The organism is Pandoraea sp. NPDC087047 (assembly GCF_044745225.1).
Classification (GTDB): domain Bacteria; phylum Pseudomonadota; class Gammaproteobacteria; order Burkholderiales; family Burkholderiaceae; genus Pandoraea.
This window is the reverse complement of sequence record NZ_JBIUZU010000005.1, coordinates 215,301-233,629: the sequence shown is the minus strand read 5'-3', so window position 1 is coordinate 233,629 and position 18,329 is coordinate 215,301. Positions and strand designations below refer to the sequence as shown.

Below are 18,329 nucleotides of genomic sequence, written 5' to 3'. Positions count from 1 at the left end.
ACGCGCCATTTTTTTGAGACGGCCAACAAGACGGCGCGAAGCCGTCTCATGCCGCGATCCTTACTTGCCTTGCCCTTGCGGCTCACCACGGCGACGGCCGCGCGCGAACAGCTTCCAGAGCGCGCCGAGTGCGATGGGTACCACGGCGGCCGAAATCCCGACCAGCACGATGATGTTCAGGTACTGCTTCACGATCGGCAGATTGCCGAACAGGTAGCCGCCGCCCACGAGCAGCACCACCCAGATCAGGGCGCCGAGCACGTTATAGAGCTGGAAGCGCGCCCATGACATGGCCGATACACCGGCAACGAACGGGGCAAACGTGCGCACGACCGGCACGAAACGCGCCATCACGATGGTCTTGCCGCCGTGGTGTTCGTAGAAGTCATGGGTCTTGCGCAGGGCGTCGCGATCGAGAAAACGCCAGTTCTTCTCGTACACGCGCGGCCCGATCTTCGAGCCGATCCAGTAGTTGAGCGTGTTACCGGTGACCGCCGCGATGAAGAGCAGCACGCCGAGCAGCCACGGATCCATTGCGCCGGAGGCCGCAAAGGCGCCGCCGATGAACAACAGGGAATCGCCCGGCAGGAACGGAAAGAGCACCAGACCTGTTTCCACGAACACAATCAGGAACAGGAACAGATACACCCAGTTTCCGTACTGATCGATAAACACGCCAAGGTGTTTGTCGATATGGAGCACCATCTCCAGCAATTGCACCAAAGTATCCAAGTCGATTCCTCAAGATAAAGGACGCCGGCCCGTCCCGGCGGGCGTGCGACGTGTCGCATCATACCAGCGCGGGGCCGTCGGGCGTCGTGAAGTCTCCATGACCGCCGGGACCGGCCTGTCGCAGCGGGTCGGACGTGTCCGGATGCCCCCCGGCATGTCGTTGCGCGCCAGTCTCTCTCCCCGCCACTGTCCCACAGTGAAATTAGTTGCCAATTAAAGGGCACGCGGGGGCCAGCGGGGGCGCGAGGGTGACGCGAAGCGAAGTGTAGCGGGTATTACACGATGAAACACAGGCGGGCCTATGCCTTTGAGGGCAGCCTTTATAATGGTTCCCATGTCTGCTACTCCCACCCCCGATACCGAAGCGCAAGACCCGGTCGTCGCTCCAGGCGATGCCGCGTCCGAGGCAGCTTCCGACGCCACCGCCGACGCGCCTGCGCGCCGCCCCGGCCCCATGCCGGCAGGCCTCGCACCGGCTCGCGCGATCCGCGTCCTTCCCGATCAGTTGATCAGCCAGATCGCCGCCGGCGAGGTGGTCGAGCGTCCGGCCTCCGTGGTCAAGGAACTGCTTGAGAACGCCCTCGATGCCGGTGCCCGCGCGCTCCAGGTCAAGCTGGAAGAAGGCGGCGTGCGACGCATTGCGATCACCGACGACGGCGGCGGCATGTCCGCCGAGCAGTTGCCGCTGGCGCTCACCCGCCACGCGACGAGCAAGATCCGCACGCTCGACGAGCTGGAATCGGTGCTCACCCTCGGGTTCCGGGGCGAAGCGCTCGCGTCCATCGCGTCGGTGGCGCAGCTCACGCTCTCCAGCCGTCAGATCGAAGCACCGCACGCAACCGCCATCGACGGCAACACCGGCGCGCTCACGCCCGCCGCCGGGCCGGTCGGCACGACGGTCGACGTGCGCGACCTGTACTTCAACACGCCCGCGCGCCGCAAATTCCTGAAGACCGAGCAGACCGAGTTCGGACATTGCATGGACGTCATTCGCCGCAGCGCACTGGCGCGCCCGGACGTCGGCTTCTCGATCCTGCACAACAACCGCGCGGTCGAGCACTGGAATGCGTCCGACGCGGCCACGCGAGTCTCGCGCGTGCTCGGCAACGACTTCGCCGACGCGCATCTCCCGCTGGACGAAGGCGCCGCGGAACTGCGCCTGTCGGGTTTCGTCGGCTTGCCGACCGCCAGCCGTGGCCGTGGCGATCAGCAGTTCTTCTTCGTGAATGGACGCTTTGTGCGCGACAAGCTGCTCACGCACGCCGTGCGCGCCGCCTATGAAGACGTGCTCCACGGCGATCGCTATCCGGCGTACGTGCTGTATTTCGAACTCCCGCCGCAGTTGGTAGACGTGAACGTTCACCCGTCGAAGATCGAAGTGCGCTTTCGCGACGCGCGCAGTGTCCACCAGTTCGTGTTCCACGCAGTGCAGCGCGCGTTGGCGCGTGCGGCAGGCAGCGGAGGCGCCACGCACGCGGCGCATCTGGCCGACGGTGGCGGATTGGCCGCCGGTCCCGGTGCGGCGGGTGGCGGCTTCGGTGGCGGCCTGGGCGGCGGCTTTCAGGGCGCACGTCCGTCCGGGGGCTTCGGCACACCGGGCGGCAACCACTGGAGCGCGCGCGCGCAGCAAGGCTCGCTGCCGGTCGCGCAGCCCCTGTCCGTCTACGACAATCTGTTCGGACGCACGGCGCCGCCTGCGGCACGTCCGTACGGCCAGCCGGGCGTGACGGATGTGCCCTCGCCCGCCTATGGTGGCGCGGGTGGCTCAGGCGATTCAAGCGATTCAGGCACCCCCGGCACGGCACAAGACGGCGCAACGCTCGCCAGTGCGTTCGCCGCGAACGCCAACGGTAACGGCACCGCCGGCGCCACGTCGCTCGACCAGCCGTTAGGCTTCGCACTCGGGCAGTTGCATGGCATCTACATCCTCGCGCAGAACGCCTACGGCCTCGTGCTCGTCGACATGCACGCGGCGCACGAGCGCATTCTGTACGAACGCTTCAAGCAGGCGCTGGTCGCGCAAAGCGTGCCGGTCCAGCCGCTGCTCATCCCGGTGACGTTCTTCGCCGATCCGGTGGAAATCGGCACGACGCAGGAGCATCAGGAGACGCTGAATGCGCTCGGCTTCGACCTCTCGGCGATCTCGCCGACCACACTCGCCGTGCGCGCCATCCCCGCGTTGCTCGACGGCGCCGATGCGCAGGCGCTTGCCCGCTCGGTGCTGGCCGACCTGCGACAGTACGGCGGCTCGCGCGCGCTCACGGAGCGTCAGCACGAACTGCTCGGCACGCTCGCCTGCCATACGGCGGTGCGCGCGAACCGGCGTCTGACGCACGAGGAGATGAACGCGCTGTTGCGTCAGATGGAAGCGACCGAGCGCGCCGATCAGTGCAACCACGGACGTCCCACCTGGTACCAGCTCACGCTCGGCGACCTCGACAAATTGTTCATGCGCGGACGTTGAGCGGTTCATGAAGGCAAATCCCCCGATCGTCTGTCTGCTGGGCCCGACGGCATCCGGCAAGACCGCCGCCGCGCTCGCGCTGGCACAGGACACCCCGCTGGAGATCGTTAGCGTCGACTCCGCGCTCGTCTATCGCGAGATGGATATCGGCACGGCCAAGCCGAGCGCGCAAGAGCTCGCCGCCGTGCCGCATCACCTGATCGACATCATCGATCCGCGCGACGCCTATTGCGCTGCGCAGTTTCGCGAAGACACGCTGCGGCTCGTCGACGACATTGCAGCACGTGGGCGCCGCGCGTTGCTCGTCGGCGGCACGATGCTGTACTACAAGGCGCTCACTCAGGGCCTCTCGCCACTGCCGTCGGCCAACGCCGCCGTGCGTGCCAGACTCGACGAAGACGCCGCGCGCGACGGCTGGCCCGCCATGCACGCGCGACTCGCCGGCGTCGATCCGGTGACGGCGGCGCGTCTTGCCCCGAACGATTCGCAACGCATTCAGCGCGCGCTGGAAATCTTCGAACTCTCGGGCAAGCCGATGTCGCAGTGGCTCGCCGAACAAGCGCAGACGCCCGAGACGCCGAGCGCCCACACGTTCGTGCCGGTCGCGCTGGAGCCCGGCGACCGATCGATCCTGCACACGCGCATTGCCGAGCGTTTTCGTTCGATGCTTGCCGCAGGTTTCATCGAAGAAGTCGAACGTCTGCGCGCGCGCGGCGATCTCGATGCGGGCCTGCCGTCGATGCGCTGCGTAGGCTATCGCCAGGTGTGGGAGTACCTCGACGGCGAAACCGACTACGACACCATGCGCGACAAGGGGATTTTCGCCACGCGCCAGTTGTGCAAACGTCAGCTCACATGGTTGCGCTCGATGCCCGGGCGTCACATCGTCGACTGCACCGCGGCAGACGCACCGCAGCGCGCCGTCGCCACCGTGCGCGCGCTCTGGCAGGACTGAGCGGGCCACGCCCCGCTCCCCACGCTTCGCTGCCCCGCTGCCTCGACGGCGAAGCCTCATGTCCGCCACCGTCTCAAGCCGCAGATGAGGCGGTGACGCGACGTCGCGCCTACAACATTCGCTCGCACATGAAGTCGACGAACACACGCAGCTTCGGCGACAGATGACGGCTCGATGGCCAGAGCATCCAGAACTGGCCGGGGTTCTCCATAGCGTCGTCGAGGAAGGACTGAAGCTGACCGGCGACGAGCGCATCGCGCGCGAGAAAATCGGGCATGTAAGCGATGCCCAGTCCGTGGATGGACGCACTCAGCAGCGCCTCCATGTTGTTGCAGGTGAGGCTCGTGGGTAGCTTCGGCTCACGTGTTACATCGGGCACAAAAGCCCGCCGAGGATTCCCCGGCGGGCTTTGTGCATTCCTTGCGATGACGGCGACAGTCTTGAGCGCCTTACCAATCTTCTCGAACCGCCTCCGTCAGCGTCTCACAACGTCATTACGAGACGATCGTCTGCGCTTCGCCTTCCTTGCGCTCGCGGATCGTGCCCAGACGGTAGACCGTCTCACCCGACGCCTCGAGATGCTTGACGGCCTCATCGGCCTTGTCCGCCGACACGATCACCGCCATGCCGATACCGCAGTTGAACACGCGATGCATTTCGGCGTCGGCCACCCCGCCGTGCTTTTGCAGCCACTGGAACAGCGGCGGCAGCGTCCAGGCGTCTCGCTTGATATCGGCCGTCAGGTGATCCTGCAACACGCGCGGGATGTTCTCGACAATGCCACCACCCGTGATGTGGGCCATGCCCTTGACGTCCAGCGTCTGCATCAGCGCCAGCAGCGGCTTGACGTAGATGCGCGTGGGCGCCATCAGCACGTCGCGCAGCGCTTGGCCGTGGAAGTCGGCGTCCAGATCCGGCTTGGCGACTTCGATGATCTTGCGAACCAGCGAGTAGCCGTTCGAATGCGCGCCCGACGAGGCCAGACCCAGCACCACGTCGCCCGGCACGATGCGCTTGCCGTCGATGATCTTGCTCTTTTCGACCGCACCGACCGCGAAACCGGCCAGATCGTACTCGCCGTCCGGGTACATGCTCGGCATTTCGGCCGTCTCACCACCGATCAGCGCGCAACCGGCCAGTTCGCAACCTTGGGCAATTCCCTTGACGACAGTCGCCGCCGTCTCCACGTTCAGCTTGCCGCAAGCGAAGTAGTCGAGGAAAAACAACGGTTCGGCGCCTTGCACCAGAATGTCGTTGACGCTCATGGCGACCAGATCCTGGCCAACCGTGTCGTGCTTGTTCAGCGTGAAGGCCAGCTTGAGCTTGGTGCCCACGCCGTCGGTCCCCGAAACGAGTACCGGCTCCTTGTAGCGCTTGGGCACTTCGAAAAGGGCGCCAAAGCCGCCGATGCCGCCCAGCACGCCGTCGCGCAGGGTTTTTTTGGCAAACGGCTTGATCGCTTCGACCAGTGCGTCGCCCGCTTCGATATCGACGCCAGCGTCGCGATAGGAAAGGCCGGAAGTTTCGTTAGGGTGTGACATGACGGGAATGCATCAAGGTTCGGTAAAATGCGATTTTACCCGATGCGCGTGTCCTTTCGGCGCGCAAACCGGATATCGGACGCCGGCAGTTGCCTGCGTGCCCTGTAAACCGTACTCTGCCGGCCTTTCAGCCGGCTTTCTTCGTTCGTGATTCAGCAACTGTATCTCGACCTCGGCACACCGCCGCCCGCCACGTTCGACAATTTTATTGTCGGGCCCAACCGCGAAGCGGCGCAGACGCTCGCCAGCCTTCCCGCCGAACTCTCGGCGGGTACGGCGCGCGACCGCGGCATCTACCTCTGGGGCGTTGCCGGGTCCGGCCGCACCCATCTGATGGAGGCGTTGTGTCACGCCGTCGGCCCGAGCGCACGTTATTTGCGCCCGAACAGCCCGCTGGCCGCCTTCACGTTCGACGATGCCAGCACGGTCTATTGCGTCGACGACAGCGACAATCTGTCGCCTACGCAGCAGATCGCCGCCTTCAATCTGTTCAACGAGACTCGCGCCCGTCCGCACTGCGCCTTCGTGGCGGCCGGCCCGCAGCCGCCGGTCGACATGCCGCTGCGCGAAGATCTGCGCACCCGCCTCGGCTGGGGTCTCGTGTTTCACATTGTGGGGCTCGACGACAACGGGAAGAAGCAGGCGTTGCAGAACGCGGCCCGCGAGCGTGGTTTGCAACTGGCGGCGGACGTGCCGGCCTATCTGCTCACGCACTTCGAGCGCGATATGTCGAGCCTGATGGCTTTACTCGACCGGCTGGACCGGTTTTCGATGGAACAGAAGCGCGCGGTGACGTTGCCGCTGCTGCGCCAGATGCTTACCCACACCGATCCGGCGGCGCCGGACGGGAAAAACTGACCGGTCGGACACTGATCCATCCCGATCCGTTTCCGAACGACATTAGACGGCCCCTAGCTTCAGGTAAAATTCGCGTAATGACCAATTTAGCTCTCTTCGATCTTGACCACACCCTGCTGCCTACGGACAGCGACAAGGAGTGGGGCCGTTTCCTCGTGCGCCAGGGCGCGGTCGAGCGTGACTCGTACGCGCAGGCCAACGAGGCCTTCTATCAGGACTACCGTGCAGGCCGGCTCGATATGCCGGCCTATCTGCGTTTCTGTCTCGCGCCGCTCGCCCGCTTCCCGCGCGACCAGCTCGACGCCTGGCACGCGCAGTACATGGAAGAATCGATCCTGCCGCACGTGCGCCCCGAAGCGCTCGCGCTGCTCGACACACACCGCAAGGCGGGCGATCTGTGCGCCATCGTCACGGCGACCAACACGTTCGTCACCCGCCCCATCGCCAAGGCCTTCGGCATCGATCATCTGATCGGCACCGAGCCGGCCACGGCAGGCGACGACCCGAATGCCCGCTACACCGGCGAATACGTCGGCACGCCGAGCTTCCGCGAAGGTAAAATCACCCGCACCGAAGCCTGGCTCGCCAGCCTCGGCAAGACGTGGAGCGATTTCGACCACGCTTTCTTTTACAGCGATTCCGCCAACGATGTCCCCCTGATGGAGAAGGTGAACCATCCGGTGGCAACGAACCCCGATGAGGCGCTTCGCGAGATCGCGCTGGCGCGTCGCTGGCCCATTCTCGAGTTGTTCCAGTGATCCGCAAATTCATCAAGAAGCTGCTCGGCAAAGACAGCCAGACCGACGACGGCGCCATCAGCCAGACGCCGCCCGGCACGCCGGTCGTCATTCCCGTCTCCGTTCACGGCATCGATCCGAGCCTGCTCTCGAAGAACGCCGTGCGCGTGACCGACACGTTGCAGCAGGCGGGCTTCAAGGCCTTCATCGTCGGCGGCGCCGTGCGCGACCTGCTGCTCGGCATCGCGCCCAAGGACTTCGACGTCGCCACAAGCGCCACGCCCGAGCAGGTGCAGCGCCTGTTCCGCCGCGCGCGCATCATTGGCCGGCGTTTCCAGATCGTTCACGTGCAATTCGGGCAGGAGATCATCGAGACCTCCACGTTCCGTGCGTTGGTCGATGCCGTCGATAGCGAGCAGATTGGTGCGCGTCGTCCGAAAAAAGGCGAACTCGACCGCAAGACGCACGTGACCGACGAGTCGGGCCGCGTGCTGCGCGACAACGTCTGGGGCGAGCAGGACGAAGACGCCGCACGGCGCGACTTCACCATCAACGCCATGTATTACGATCCGGCGGCGCAGACGGTGCATGACTATCACCACGGCTGGGAAGATATCCAGAAGCGTGTGCTGCGCATGATCGGCGACCCGGCCACGCGTTATCGCGAAGACCCGGTGCGCATGCTGCGCGTGGTGCGCTTCGCGGCCAAGCTCGGCTTCAAGATCGACGAAGCCACGGCCGCACCGATTCCGCAGCTCGCCCCGCTCATCGACAACGTGCCTGCGGCGCGTCTGTTCGACGAGATGCTCAAGCTGCTGCTCTCGGGCCATGCCTGGGCATGCGTGCAGCAACTGCGCTCGCAGGGTTTGCATCACGGCCTGCTGCCGTTGCTCGACGTCGTGCTGGAGCAGCCGCTCGGCGAGAAATTCGTCATGCTCGCGCTCGGCAATACCGATGCGCGCATTCGCGCCGGCAAGCCGGTCTCGCCGGGCTTTCTGTTCGCCGCCCTGCTCTGGCATCTCGTGCTCGAAAAGTGGCAGGCGTATCAGAGCGCGGGCGAGTATCCGATCCCGGCCTTGCATCTGGCAATGGACGACGTGCTCGACGCGCAAACGGGCAAGCTGGCGATCCAGCGCCGTTTCGTCGCCGACATGAAGGAAATCTGGGGCTTGCAGGTGCGCCTGGACAAGCGCGTCGGCCGCACGCCGCTGCGTCTGCTCGAACATCCGCGTCTGCGTGCCGGTTACGACTTCCTGTTGCTGCGTTGCGAGTCGGGAGAAGTCCCGGCCGAAGCCGGTCAATGGTGGACGGACTTCCTCGAAGGCGACTCGGTTGCGCGCGACGCACTGCTCTCGCAGGGCAGCGGATCGTCGGGTTCGACGCCCGCAGCGAAGCGGCGTCGCCGTCGTCGCAAGCCGTCTGGCGGACGCGGCGGTGAAGGCGGTGAAGGCGGCGAAGGCAGCGAAGGCAGCGGTGGCGATCAGGACACCGGTGGTGAGAACGCTACCAGCGAGAATCATGGCAAGCGGGTATCATCGCGACAGCATGGTTCCGAAGGTGCTTAATGACTGTTGCCTATATCGGGCTCGGCGCGAATCTCGGCGACGCCCGCCAAGCGATTAAGGACGCCATCGTCTGTCTGGCGCAGCAAATCGGCGTCACCATCACGGCCAAGTCCGACCTGTATCGCACGGCGCCCATCGAGTCGAGCGGCGACGACTACCTCAACTGCGCCGTCGCCGTCGAGACGAGTCTGACCGCCCGTCAATTACTTGCGCTGTGCCTGAAGATCGAGATGCATTTCGGACGTGAGCGGCCGTACAAGAATGCGCCGCGCACGCTCGATCTCGATCTGCTGCTCTATGGCGACGAGCGCATTGTCGAACCCGATCTGGTCGTGCCGCATCCGCGAATGGCGTTACGCGCTTTTGTGCTGCGCCCGCTTGCGGATATCGCACCCGACCTCGATATTCCCGGTGTGGGTCGCGTGAGCGCACTGCTCGGCGATGTCGCGGACCAGCGCATCGAGCGCGTCGCGCAGGGCTGCTGCCCGACCAAGCGCGCTTACGCCGCTTCGTGAAGCCCTCTCGCGTGAGGCATAACGCATCATGAGATCTGCCGTCCTCGGGCGTTTTCGCTATCTGGCCGTCGAAGGCCCTATCGGGGTCGGCAAGACGTCGCTCGCACAGCGGCTGGCCGACGCCGCCGGCGCCGATCTGATGCTCGAGCAGCCCGCGCTCAATCCCTTTCTCGAACGTTTCTATCGCGACAGCGCGCGTTATGCGCTGCCCGCGCAACTGTCCTTCTGTCTGCAACGCGTGGACGAAGCGACGGAAATTGCGCGTCGCGACATCGACGGCAAGCCGATCTTCACCGATTTTCTGCCGGAGAAGGATGGCCTGTTCGCCCGTCTCACGTTATCCGCCGACGAGCTTGACCTGTACCGCAAGCTCGTCGCGCATATCGAGCGAGCGCACCGCGCGCCCGATCTCGTGATTCATCTGCAAGCGAGTCCCGAGACGCTGTTCTCGCGCATTCAGAAGCGCGCGATCCCGATGGAACAGCAGATTCCGGACACTTATCTGCGCGCGCTGTGCGACATCTACAGCGAATTCTTCTATCATTACGCCGCTGCGCCGGTATTGACTGTCGACACAGAACAATTCGACCCGGCGCATAACGACAGCGACTTCGCCCTGCTGGTAGAACGCATCGATCAGATGCGCGGACGCAAGGAAGTCTTCGTCAAGGGCGCGCGCCCCTGATCGTCTCCCGACTCGCCGATTGCGCGCCTGTCGCGCCTGCGAACCCTCCTGAACCGAGGCTGACATGAGTTATCTACAAGAATCCAACCGCAAGGCCGTGACCGTTCCCGGGCTTGCCCAGATGCGCGAGCGCGGCGAGAAAATCGCCATGCTCACCGCTTACGACGCGAGTTTTGCCGCGCTGCTCGACCGCGTGGGCGTCGATGCCATTCTGATCGGCGACTCGCTCGGCAACGTGATTCAGGGCCAGCGCACGACGCTGCCCGTCGCCCTGCGCGACATCTGCTATCACACCGAATGCGTGACGCGCGCCGTGGACAAGGCGCTGGTGCTGGCCGATCTGCCGTTCGGCACGTATGGCACGAAGGAGCAGGCGTACCAGAGCGCCGTGGCCGTCATGCAGGCGGGTGCGCAGATGGTGAAGATCGAAGGCGGCGCGTGGCTCGCAGAGACGGTGCGCTTCCTGGTCGAGCGCAGCATTCCGGTGTGCGCGCATTTGGGACTCACGCCGCAATCCGTGCACGCGTTTGGCGGCTTCAAGGTGCAGGCGCGTGAAGACGCGGCACAAGCGCAGTTGCTCGACGACGCGCGCGCGTTGCAAGCCGCCGGGGCTCAACTGGTGGTGCTCGAAGCGATTCCGGCGGCACTCGCCGCACGCGTGACGCCCGAAGTGCCCACGATGCCGACCATCGGTATCGGCGCCGGTGTCGATTGCGACGGTCAGGTGCTTGTGCTGCAGGACATGCTCGGCGTGTTCCCCGGCAAGTCGCCGAAGTTCTCGAAGAATTTCATGGACGGCCAGCCGAGCATCGCGGCGGCCATCGAAGCCTATGTGCAAGCCGTGAAGCACGGCACGTTCCCGACGCAGGAACATAGCTTCTGAGCAACGACTCGGGCGACGGGCAATCCGTCGCACCGAAAGCCACGCACACAAAAGCGGTTCCGCCATGAACCGCTTTTTTCATGCCGCCACCGGCAACGTCAACACCACCGCAAAGCCCTCGCCTTCCGTGCGCTCAAACGTCATCTGACCGCCGTGGGCGTGAATGACTTCCGCGACCATCGCCAGCCCCAGGCTCGCGCCTTCACGGCCATCGGCGCGCGAGGAGAACGGGGTTCGCACGCGCTGCCACTCCGACGCCGGAATACCCGGCCCGTCGTCGAAGAATCGCAGACGCCACTGATCGTCCACCCGGCTCACCTCGACGTGCAGCCGATGCGGCGCGCCATAGGCCAGCGCATTCATCAGCACGTTCTTGATCGCTTCACGCAAGCTCAGCGCATCGCCAGCAATCATGCAAGGCTCATCGGGCGCGTGCAGTGCCACATCGATATCGCGCGTGGCGTACGAAAGCGTTTCGCGCATCGCCGTCTGCAACAACTCGTTCAGATCGACCGGCACCGGTGCCACACTCTCCGCCCGGTGCTGCACCATCGCGTGATTGATAAGTTGATGGATGAGACCGCCCAGCCCGCGCGCCTGCTTCTGAATGCGCGCGATATGCGTCGCACGGGCGGCTTCGTCCTGGGTCTGCGTGAGCATTTCCGCTTGCGCGGTGAGCGCGGTCACCGGCGTACGCAGTTGATGCGCGGCGTCGCCGATCACGCGACGCATCAGCGCACGCGACGTCGCCAGGCGCCGCATGAAATCGTTGATCGCCCCGACGAGCGCGAGCGTCTCGGCGGGAACGGTCACGGCGAGCGGCACGAGATCGTTCGAGTCACGCTCGCGTATCGCCACTTCGATCTGCTTGAGCGGGGCGAGCGCCTGACGCAGCGTCCACAGCGCGGCGAGCATCGTCAGCACACCGGTGGCGATGGTGATGAGCAACGTGTTGTCGGCCAGCCCTCGCGTGAATCGCACGCGGGCATTCTGCGTATGCGCGAGCGCGACCACGGCCCACGGATGCGGTGCGGCCACGGGCATGCGGCGTCCCACGATGGCGATGCGGATCGGCATCTCCTGATAGGTGCCGTTGACCACGATGGGGCCGTCGGCCAGTTGGTCCCACGGAATCGGCGGACGAAATTCCGAATCGCCCGCCACCGAACGGCCATCGGGATCGAGCACGGTGTAGAAGATCTGATCGCCCGGCGCGAGGGCGGAGAACGCAGCGAGCGGAACGTCGACATTCACCTCGCCGTTCTGATACCACGTGTTTTCCGCGACCTGCAACGCGCTGCCGAGCAGCCAGCGGTCGTAGGCGCGGTCGACGGCCGAGCGCGTCGAGAACCAGATGCCGAGCAACACGGCGACCACCGCGAACGCCAGCACGGCGCCCATGCGGATGACCAGGCGCAGATAAAGGGAGCGGCCCGGAACGATCATGACAGCACGAGCTGGTAGCCGAGTCCGCGCAGCGTGCGGATCTGGAATTGCGCCGTCGCCAGCTTCTTGCGCAGACGCGCGACGTATTGCTCGATGGCGTTCGCGTTCGGCGCGGGCTCATCGCCGTACAGACGATCCATCAGTTCGTCCTTGCCGAAGATGCGCCCAGGACGTGCCGCGAGAATTTCGAGCAACGTCACTTCGCGACGCGTGAGCTCGATCGGCTGACCGTCGACTTCGACGCCGCGCCGCTTGCGGTCCAGCGTGAGATTGGCGCAGGTGAGACGGTTCGTGGCGTCCTGCCCGGTGCGACGCATGAGCGCGCGCACACGCGCTTCCAGTTCGCGAAAATCGAAGGGCTTGGTGAGGTAATCGTCGGCGCCGAGATCGAGGGCCCGCACACGCTCTTCGATCTCCGCGCAGGCGGTGAGCATCAGCACGCGCGTGGACAGACCGCGCGCTCGCACGCGCTTGAGCAACTCGAAGCCGTCGACGTGCGGCAACATGACGTCGAGGATCAGCAAGTCGTAGTCGTCGCCGATGCGTGTCGCGGCGAGCGCACCGTCCGTCTCGCAATCGAGCGCATGGCCGAGCCTGCGCAACTGGGTGGCAATCGCTTCGGCGACATCGGCGGTGTCTTCCACCAGCATGATGCGCATGGTTTTTTTGTCTCCTTCGTTCTTTTCACCGGCCTCGCGCGAGGCGCGGCGGCGTCTCCGAGCGCGATTTTCTCGGAAATCGCCGGGGGCCACCTCAGTGTTTCCCCTGAATTCGGCCCGTATCGCACCGTAATGTCAGGTTCGCTACAGCTTCGGTACTTAATATCGAGCCGATTATAAAAGCATCCCTCTGGAGACACGCAATGCACAACGCCCCCCTTGCGGGCGCTGCCGGGACGACTTCGCCCGCAGTGCCGCCATTGCTCGAAATCGACCGCGTCACGCTGCAATACAAGACCGACGACTACCTCGTCACTGCCGCCCAGCAAGTGAGTTTCAACGTCTATCCGGGCGACCGGTTCGTGCTGCTCGGCCCGTCCGGTTGCGGCAAATCGACGCTGCTCAAAGCGATTGGCGGTTACCTGCCGCCGGTGCACGGCGAGATCCGTCTCAAAGGCCGCACGATCACCGAGCCCGGCCCCGACCGCATGATGGTCTTTCAGGAGTTCGATCAACTGCTGCCGTGGAAAACCGTGCGCCAGAACGTAGAATTCGCGCTCATCGCCAGCGGCCGTCTGAAGCCACGCGAAGCTGCCGAGCGCGCCGCGCACTACATCGAAAAAGTCGGTCTGGCGAAGTTTATCGACAGCTATCCGCACACGCTCTCCGGCGGCATGAAGCAGCGCGTGTCGATCGCGCGCGGCATGGCGATGGAGCCGGACGTGCTGCTCATGGACGAGCCCTTCGCCGCGCTCGACGCCCTCACCCGCCGCAAGATGCAGGACGAACTGCTGCGCCTGTGGGACGACACGCGCTTCACGGTGCTGTTCGTCACGCACGGCATCGACGAGGCAATTCGCATCGGCACGCGCATTCTGCTGCTCTCGCCACACCCCGGTCAGGTCAAGGCCGAGCTCAACAGCATTGCCCCCGCCCAGCTCGGCACGGCGCATCAGAGCGAGCTCGAGACGCGCATCGATCAACTGTTGTTCGCCACTCATTGAGGATGACGGCCATGAACGCGATCCCTACAAATCACGCGCAACACGCCGCGTCATCGTCCACGACGCCCATCGAGCCGGTCTACCGTCAGGAGTTCGTACTGGAGCCGGTGCAGGCCGAGCTGTCGTCGATCCAGCGCCCGCTCTCCACCTTCGAGACACTCTATCGCCTGAGCTGGCTGCGCAAGACCGCGATCCTGTGCGTGCTCGCCATCATCTGGGAAATCTACGGCCGCTGGCTGGACAACGCGCTGCTGTTCCCCAGTTTCACCGACACGGTCACCGCGTTCGCGAGCGGCCTGACGAGCGGCGTGCTGCTGCTGCGCGCTGCTGTTTCGCTCAAGACGCTGCTCATCGGCTACGGCATCGGTATCGCGCTCGCGGCGGTGCTCACGACCGTCGCCATCAGTTCGAAAATAGGCAACGACCTGCTCGAAACGCTCACGGCGATGTTCAATCCGCTGCCCGCCATCGCGCTGCTGCCGCTGGCGCTGATCTGGTTCGGACTCGGTAACGGCAGCGTGATCTTCGTGCTCGTGCACTCGGTACTGTGGGCAGTGGCGCTCAACACGCACAGCGGTTTCAGGGGCGTATCGAAAACACTGCGCATGGTCGGTCAGAACTACGGACTGAAACGCTTCGCGCTCGTGCAGCACGTGCTCATTCCGGCCGCGTTTCCGAGCATCCTCACCGGACTGAAGGTGGGCTGGGCGTTCGCATGGCGCACGCTGATCGCCGCGGAACTCGTGTTCGGCGTGTCGTCGGGCTCGGGCGGCCTGGGCTGGTACATCTTCGAGAACCGCAATTCGCTGGAGACGGCCAACGTCTTCGCCGGGCTGTTCTTCGTGATTCTGATCGGGCTGGCGGTCGAGAACCTGCTGTTCGCGCGCATCGAGAAGCGCACGCTGCACCGCTGGGGCATGCAGCACTGAGACGCGAAGCGGTCCGGGTTTTGCGGCTTCGTCCGATTGACGCCCCCTCGGGGGCATGAATAATTCCAACTATACGGAGACAACACCACCATGAATCGACGCAATTTCGCCCGCTGGGCAAGCGCCCTGACACTCGCCGCTACGACGGCGCTTTCCACCCTCGGCAACGTGGCCCACGCCGAAGCGAGCACCGTTCGTCTGTCGCACGGCTACGGCATTCTCTATCTGCCGCTGATGGTCATGCGCGATCAGCATCTCGTCGAGAAACACGCGAAAGCGCTGGGGCTCGGTGACGTGAAAACCACGTGGACGATTCTCGACGGCGGCAACGTCATCAACGACGCCATGCTCGCGGGCAATCTCGATGTCGCGGGCACGGGGGCGCCGGGCTTCGTCACACTGTGGTCGAAAGCCCACGGCATTCCGCGCTCGGAAGTGATCGGTCTGTCGGCGCTCTCGACCGGTCCGCTCTGGCTCAATACGAACAACCCGAACATCAAGTCGCTCAAGGACTTCACGCCCAAGGACAAGATCGCGATTCCGGGCATCAAGACCTCGCTGTCCGCCGTGCTGCTGCAAATGGCAGTCGCCAAAACGTTCGGCATCGAGAACTACGCCAAGCTCGATCCGCAGACGGTCAGCCTGAGTCATCCGGAAGCCCTGAGCGCGCTGCTCTCGGGCAAGACGGAAATCACGGCGCACTTCACCTCGCCGCCGTTCTCGTATCAGGAGCTGAAGGATCCGCGCATCAAGCGCGTGCTCAATTCGACGGATGTGCTCGGTAACATCACCATCGACGTGGTGTTCGCACCGAAGCAGTTCACCGTACAGAATCCGAAGCTGGTGCAGGCGATTCTGGCGGCACAAGAAGAGGCCGCGGCTTACATCGCCAAGGATCACGTGGGCGCGGCGCAGACCTTCCTGCGCGTGTCGAAGATGAACCTGCCGCAAGCCGAGATCGAGCAGATGCTCGCTGACCCCGGCCTGCAATTCACCACCACGCCGAATGGTCTGATGCAGTACGTCGAGTTCATGGGGCGCGCGGGCACGATCAAGACGCGCCCGGCCAAGTGGAGCGATCTGTTCGTGCCGCAGATGGCGGCGCGTCAGGGAAGCTGAGCGAAGAGGAGGCAGCGGCGCGGTCATGCGCCGCTGCGTAAAGCAAAATACCCTGTGCGCGCGTGCACCGACATCGCGCTCGCCACTGAAGGCGCGCCGACTTAGCGGCCAAGCGTTGTGAGCGAGAGTCTGTTCACCCGCGCACGGACATGTCGATAGAACCCCACTAACGCGCTGCAATAGAAGCTGGGATTATCGTAACTTTCTCCGTCGAAGCGATGGGCGACATACCCGCCACCGCATGCGACGAACCCCTCACATTGGCGACACGCCGCGTGAACCTCCGGATAGCGGGTACGCGCGAGGTCGACGAAATCCCGCAGCTTGTGTGTCTCAAGACCATAACCTGTGTAGCTGGCGTCAGTCTTGCAGATGGAAAGCACATCAAGCAACCGATAACTGCCGTCGCTCTCAACCACGGCAATCGGTGCCAGCGCGCCACCAAATGCATCGAGTTCGGAACGACGGCCTAGCACGCCCCGTATAAACGTTTCGAAGATGCGCACCCTGAAGCTGGGATCGTCGACGGCGAGCCACGCATCGAATCCCCGGCACAGGAAATCCAGCAAACGCGCGTGTGTATATGCCTGAATGTGCCGGGGAGGTGCGGCAAAATTGGCATCGGGGAGCAGGAAGTCGACATCGCTCAAACCTAATTCGCGAAAATAGGCAAGAATTCGCACCGGATCGTTGTTTGGGTCGATCACAGCCAGCACGCCGTTGAATACTCGCCGAGACTGCGGGTAAGACAGGCATAGGCGGATAGCCTGTTCGACCCGTTCGCCCGTTCCCTGCTTCGCGAAATCGTATCGATGTCGGTCATGTAGCGCCGGGGGGCCATCACAACTGATGCCGAGCGTAGCACCGAACTCGGCATATAAATCCAGCCATGACGTGTCGACCAACACACCATTGCTTTGCGTCACGATGGCCAACTCGGCTTCGCTCAAATGATCCCGCAAGCGCTTAAAAAAGCTGGCCGTCCGACGTTTGCCGAGCAACAGCGGTTCGCCCCCGTGAATCTCTAACGTCATTCGCGCCGACGCAAACGTACGGCGGTGCTCGATCAGACGCTCGACCAACTGGTCGAGATGAGGCTCGCTCAGAAATTTTGGACGCTGCCTCCACCCTTGATCGACACCCCGGTACATGTAGCAATAGTCGCAATCGATGTTGCACCGCTCCGCAACCTTGACCATCACCAGGAGATCGCCGGTATCGCCGGACGCGGCATCGCTCGCCATGCCACTTTGCGCCGTCATTGGAGACGATTCCGTCGATTCACTTGGCCTTGCCGGCCGCCGGTGCGCGCGCCTTGGCCGCACTATCCTCGGGATGAGGCGCCATCAGCTTCGTGTGCGCGGCGAATACGGCAGACTCATCGGTTCCCCGCGCCATCTCCGACATTACCGAAGCAATGATATTGGCCCCATCCGGTGCTTTCGGGTCGCCGTAATGCACGAGAATTCCCGGCAATCCCGGTACGTCGGTCAAAGGTACGTAGCGATCTTCAGACGACATCGGTACCACACGATACAGCGGCACACTATCAACCTCGTGTCCGAAAGCCGTTTTGATCTTTGCCGATTGCTCCTTGCTCAGACCAAGCGAGCCCACTGGGAAGAACAGTTCCGAAGCGGCCATCTCATTGCCTCCTTTCAGGGAAGAAGATATTCATTAGACCTGCGTGTTGAAAAAGAATGTCTGGAACAGCCGGCCGTTCTCTTTGCAATCGCCAAAGTGTCCCTGACTCGCGTGAAAGCGACGGCCACGAAACAAGATCAGGCGATTGAAGCGGTTTGCGATCCGGTCGGTCATTGTCCAGCGTTCCCAGGCGGTTGCGTCGGCATTGCAACATTCACGGTGTCGTTCATCGTCGGGGTAGAGGTCGCAGCCGGTTTCGGTGTGCTGGAAAAACGCCGTACCGGCCTGAGGCGGTGCGTCTGGCGTAAGGTATACAACCCCGGACCATATCGTGGTGTGATCCGCGTGCACCCACGTGATGTCCTGCCTGACGCTGTATTGAAATGCACCGTTATAGGTGTCCAGCGGCCAATACGTTATCGGGGACTTGACGATGTTCTGGATAGCGTTCAGCACCCCGTCATGCAAGAACGGCCCCGTGCGAGCGCCGGGATAATTGCCTTTAACCGAGAACGCTTGCTCCAGTGCAAACCTTCGGACATCGTCTGGGTCGCGATAGAAATTGTCGGTAACGATGATGGAATCGTGCATAT

Annotated in this window: 19 protein-coding genes; 11 read left to right on the top strand and 8 right to left on the bottom strand. The window is 63.9% G+C overall.

Annotation, left to right across the window (positions count from 1 at the left end; all coding sequences use genetic code 11):
- Positions 1-60 precede the first annotated feature (60 nt).
- Complete coding sequence (locus ACIPHM_RS11310; protein WP_400327842.1) at positions 61-732, bottom strand: VTT domain-containing protein; 672 nt, start codon at positions 730-732, stop codon at positions 61-63.
- Between the two features lie 334 nt (positions 733-1,066).
- Here ACIPHM_RS11310 and mutL point away from each other — a divergent pair, with 334 nt between their 5' ends.
- Both mutL and miaA read left to right on the top strand, forming a co-directional pair.
- Positions 1,067-3,196 carry a DNA mismatch repair endonuclease MutL gene (gene mutL, locus ACIPHM_RS11305; protein WP_400327840.1) on the top strand — a complete coding sequence of 710 codons (2,130 nt, stop codon included), beginning with the start codon at positions 1,067-1,069 and terminating at the stop codon, positions 3,194-3,196.
- A 7-nt stretch (positions 3,197-3,203) separates the two neighbouring features.
- Positions 3,204-4,151: a tRNA (adenosine(37)-N6)-dimethylallyltransferase MiaA gene (miaA, locus tag ACIPHM_RS11300; RefSeq protein ID WP_400327838.1), complete on the top strand. Its 948-nt coding sequence runs from the start codon at positions 3,204-3,206 to the stop codon at positions 4,149-4,151.
- 109 nt (positions 4,152-4,260) lie between these two features.
- Here the strand turns inward: miaA and ACIPHM_RS11295 are convergent, their stop codons facing one another.
- On the bottom strand, positions 4,261-4,578 hold the full coding sequence (locus ACIPHM_RS11295; RefSeq protein ID WP_400328249.1) for a LysR substrate-binding domain-containing protein: 318 nt from the start codon (positions 4,576-4,578) through the stop codon (positions 4,261-4,263).
- 67 nt (positions 4,579-4,645) lie between these two features.
- Positions 4,646-5,692: a phosphoribosylformylglycinamidine cyclo-ligase gene (purM, locus tag ACIPHM_RS11290; RefSeq protein ID WP_400327836.1), complete on the bottom strand. Its 1,047-nt coding sequence runs from the start codon at positions 5,690-5,692 to the stop codon at positions 4,646-4,648.
- A gap of 147 nt (positions 5,693-5,839) precedes the next feature.
- Between purM and hda the strand changes: the two genes are divergently transcribed.
- From hda to panB, 6 genes are all read left to right on the top strand, one after another.
- Positions 5,840-6,550: a DnaA regulatory inactivator Hda gene (gene hda / locus ACIPHM_RS11285; RefSeq protein WP_400327834.1), complete on the top strand. Its 711-nt coding sequence runs from the start codon at positions 5,840-5,842 to the stop codon at positions 6,548-6,550.
- 77 nt (positions 6,551-6,627) lie between these two features.
- Positions 6,628-7,308: an HAD family hydrolase gene (locus ACIPHM_RS11280; RefSeq protein ID WP_400327832.1), complete on the top strand. Its 681-nt coding sequence runs from the start codon at positions 6,628-6,630 to the stop codon at positions 7,306-7,308.
- Positions 7,309-7,364: 56 nt separating this feature from the next.
- Positions 7,365-8,852, top strand: a complete 1,488-nt coding sequence (gene pcnB, locus ACIPHM_RS11275) for a polynucleotide adenylyltransferase PcnB (protein ID WP_400328247.1) — start codon at positions 7,365-7,367, stop codon at positions 8,850-8,852.
- Positions 8,852-9,367, top strand: coding sequence for a 2-amino-4-hydroxy-6-hydroxymethyldihydropteridine diphosphokinase (folK, locus tag ACIPHM_RS11270; RefSeq protein WP_400327830.1), 516 nt, complete (start codon positions 8,852-8,854; stop codon positions 9,365-9,367). The genes pcnB and folK overlap by 1 nt, the downstream gene beginning before the upstream one ends.
- A gap of 28 nt (positions 9,368-9,395) precedes the next feature.
- Positions 9,396-10,052 (top strand): deoxynucleoside kinase, encoded by a 657-nt coding sequence (locus tag ACIPHM_RS11265; protein ID WP_400327828.1) that lies wholly within the window; start codon positions 9,396-9,398, stop codon positions 10,050-10,052.
- A gap of 64 nt (positions 10,053-10,116) precedes the next feature.
- Positions 10,117-10,935: a 3-methyl-2-oxobutanoate hydroxymethyltransferase gene (gene panB, locus ACIPHM_RS11260; protein WP_400327827.1), complete on the top strand. Its 819-nt coding sequence runs from the start codon at positions 10,117-10,119 to the stop codon at positions 10,933-10,935.
- Positions 10,936-11,013: 78 nt separating this feature from the next.
- Here the strand turns inward: panB and ACIPHM_RS11255 are convergent, their stop codons facing one another.
- Together ACIPHM_RS11255 and ACIPHM_RS11250 are read right to left on the bottom strand one after the other, a co-directional pair.
- Positions 11,014-12,381 carry a sensor histidine kinase gene (locus tag ACIPHM_RS11255; protein ID WP_400327825.1) on the bottom strand — a complete coding sequence of 456 codons (1,368 nt, stop codon included), beginning with the start codon at positions 12,379-12,381 and terminating at the stop codon, positions 11,014-11,016.
- Entirely contained in the window at positions 12,378-13,040 is a 663-nt protein-coding gene (locus ACIPHM_RS11250) for a response regulator transcription factor (RefSeq protein WP_400327823.1), read from the bottom strand. The genes ACIPHM_RS11255 and ACIPHM_RS11250 overlap by 4 nt, the downstream gene beginning before the upstream one ends.
- A 203-nt stretch (positions 13,041-13,243) precedes the next feature.
- Between ACIPHM_RS11250 and ACIPHM_RS11245 the strand changes: the two genes are divergently transcribed.
- From ACIPHM_RS11245 to ACIPHM_RS11235, 3 genes are all read left to right on the top strand, one after another.
- Positions 13,244-14,044, top strand: coding sequence for an ABC transporter ATP-binding protein (locus tag ACIPHM_RS11245; RefSeq protein ID WP_400327821.1), 801 nt, complete (start codon positions 13,244-13,246; stop codon positions 14,042-14,044).
- Positions 14,045-14,055: 11 nt separating this feature from the next.
- A complete protein-coding gene (locus ACIPHM_RS11240) occupies positions 14,056-14,973 on the top strand; it encodes an ABC transporter permease (protein WP_400327819.1) in 918 nt (305 codons plus the stop codon).
- 90 nt (positions 14,974-15,063) lie between these two features.
- The gene (locus tag ACIPHM_RS11235; RefSeq protein ID WP_400327817.1) at positions 15,064-16,092 is read left to right on the top strand and encodes an ABC transporter substrate-binding protein; all 1,029 of its coding nucleotides are present in this window, start codon (positions 15,064-15,066) and stop codon (positions 16,090-16,092) included.
- Between the two features lie 101 nt (positions 16,093-16,193).
- On the opposite strand, the gene ACIPHM_RS11230 is transcribed toward ACIPHM_RS11235, so the two are convergent.
- Genes ACIPHM_RS11230 through ACIPHM_RS11220 form a run of 3 tightly spaced genes read right to left on the bottom strand, consistent with a single transcriptional unit; the run spans position 16,194 to position 18,327 of the window.
- Positions 16,194-17,354, bottom strand: coding sequence for a radical SAM protein (locus ACIPHM_RS11230; protein ID WP_400327815.1), 1,161 nt, complete (start codon positions 17,352-17,354; stop codon positions 16,194-16,196).
- Between the two features lie 19 nt (positions 17,355-17,373).
- Positions 17,374-17,736, bottom strand: a complete 363-nt coding sequence (locus tag ACIPHM_RS11225; RefSeq protein WP_400327813.1) for a hypothetical protein — start codon at positions 17,734-17,736, stop codon at positions 17,374-17,376.
- A 33-nt stretch (positions 17,737-17,769) separates the two neighbouring features.
- A complete protein-coding gene (locus tag ACIPHM_RS11220) occupies positions 17,770-18,327 on the bottom strand; it encodes a DUF6445 family protein (protein WP_400327811.1) in 558 nt (185 codons plus the stop codon).
- Between the last annotated feature and the right edge of the window lie 2 nt (positions 18,328-18,329).

What these genes read in the sequence shown, in the direction of transcription:
- mutL (WP_400327840.1), top strand. Translation starts at nt 1,067, where the DNA reads ATGTCTGCTACTCCCACCCCCGATACCGAAGCGCAAGACCCGGTCGTC.
- miaA (WP_400327838.1), top strand. Translation starts at nt 3,204, where the DNA reads ATGAAGGCAAATCCCCCGATCGTCTGTCTGCTGGGCCCGACGGCATCC.
- purM (WP_400327836.1), bottom strand. Translation starts at nt 5,692, where the DNA reads ATGTCACACCCTAACGAAACTTCCGGCCTTTCCTATCGCGACGCTGGC.
- ACIPHM_RS11280 (WP_400327832.1), top strand. Translation starts at nt 6,628, where the DNA reads ATGACCAATTTAGCTCTCTTCGATCTTGACCACACCCTGCTGCCTACG.
- folK (WP_400327830.1), top strand. Translation starts at nt 8,852, where the DNA reads ATGACTGTTGCCTATATCGGGCTCGGCGCGAATCTCGGCGACGCCCGC.
- ACIPHM_RS11265 (WP_400327828.1), top strand. Translation starts at nt 9,396, where the DNA reads ATGAGATCTGCCGTCCTCGGGCGTTTTCGCTATCTGGCCGTCGAAGGC.
- panB (WP_400327827.1), top strand. Translation starts at nt 10,117, where the DNA reads ATGAGTTATCTACAAGAATCCAACCGCAAGGCCGTGACCGTTCCCGGG.
- ACIPHM_RS11255 (WP_400327825.1), bottom strand. Translation starts at nt 12,381, where the DNA reads ATGATCGTTCCGGGCCGCTCCCTTTATCTGCGCCTGGTCATCCGCATG.
- ACIPHM_RS11250 (WP_400327823.1), bottom strand. Translation starts at nt 13,040, where the DNA reads ATGCGCATCATGCTGGTGGAAGACACCGCCGATGTCGCCGAAGCGATT.
- ACIPHM_RS11245 (WP_400327821.1), top strand. Translation starts at nt 13,244, where the DNA reads ATGCACAACGCCCCCCTTGCGGGCGCTGCCGGGACGACTTCGCCCGCA.
- ACIPHM_RS11240 (WP_400327819.1), top strand. Translation starts at nt 14,056, where the DNA reads ATGAACGCGATCCCTACAAATCACGCGCAACACGCCGCGTCATCGTCC.
- ACIPHM_RS11235 (WP_400327817.1), top strand. Translation starts at nt 15,064, where the DNA reads ATGAATCGACGCAATTTCGCCCGCTGGGCAAGCGCCCTGACACTCGCC.
- ACIPHM_RS11230 (WP_400327815.1), bottom strand. Translation starts at nt 17,354, where the DNA reads ATGACGGCGCAAAGTGGCATGGCGAGCGATGCCGCGTCCGGCGATACC.
- ACIPHM_RS11225 (WP_400327813.1), bottom strand. Translation starts at nt 17,736, where the DNA reads ATGGCCGCTTCGGAACTGTTCTTCCCAGTGGGCTCGCTTGGTCTGAGC.
- ACIPHM_RS11220 (WP_400327811.1), bottom strand. Translation starts at nt 18,327, where the DNA reads ATGCACGATTCCATCATCGTTACCGACAATTTCTATCGCGACCCAGAC.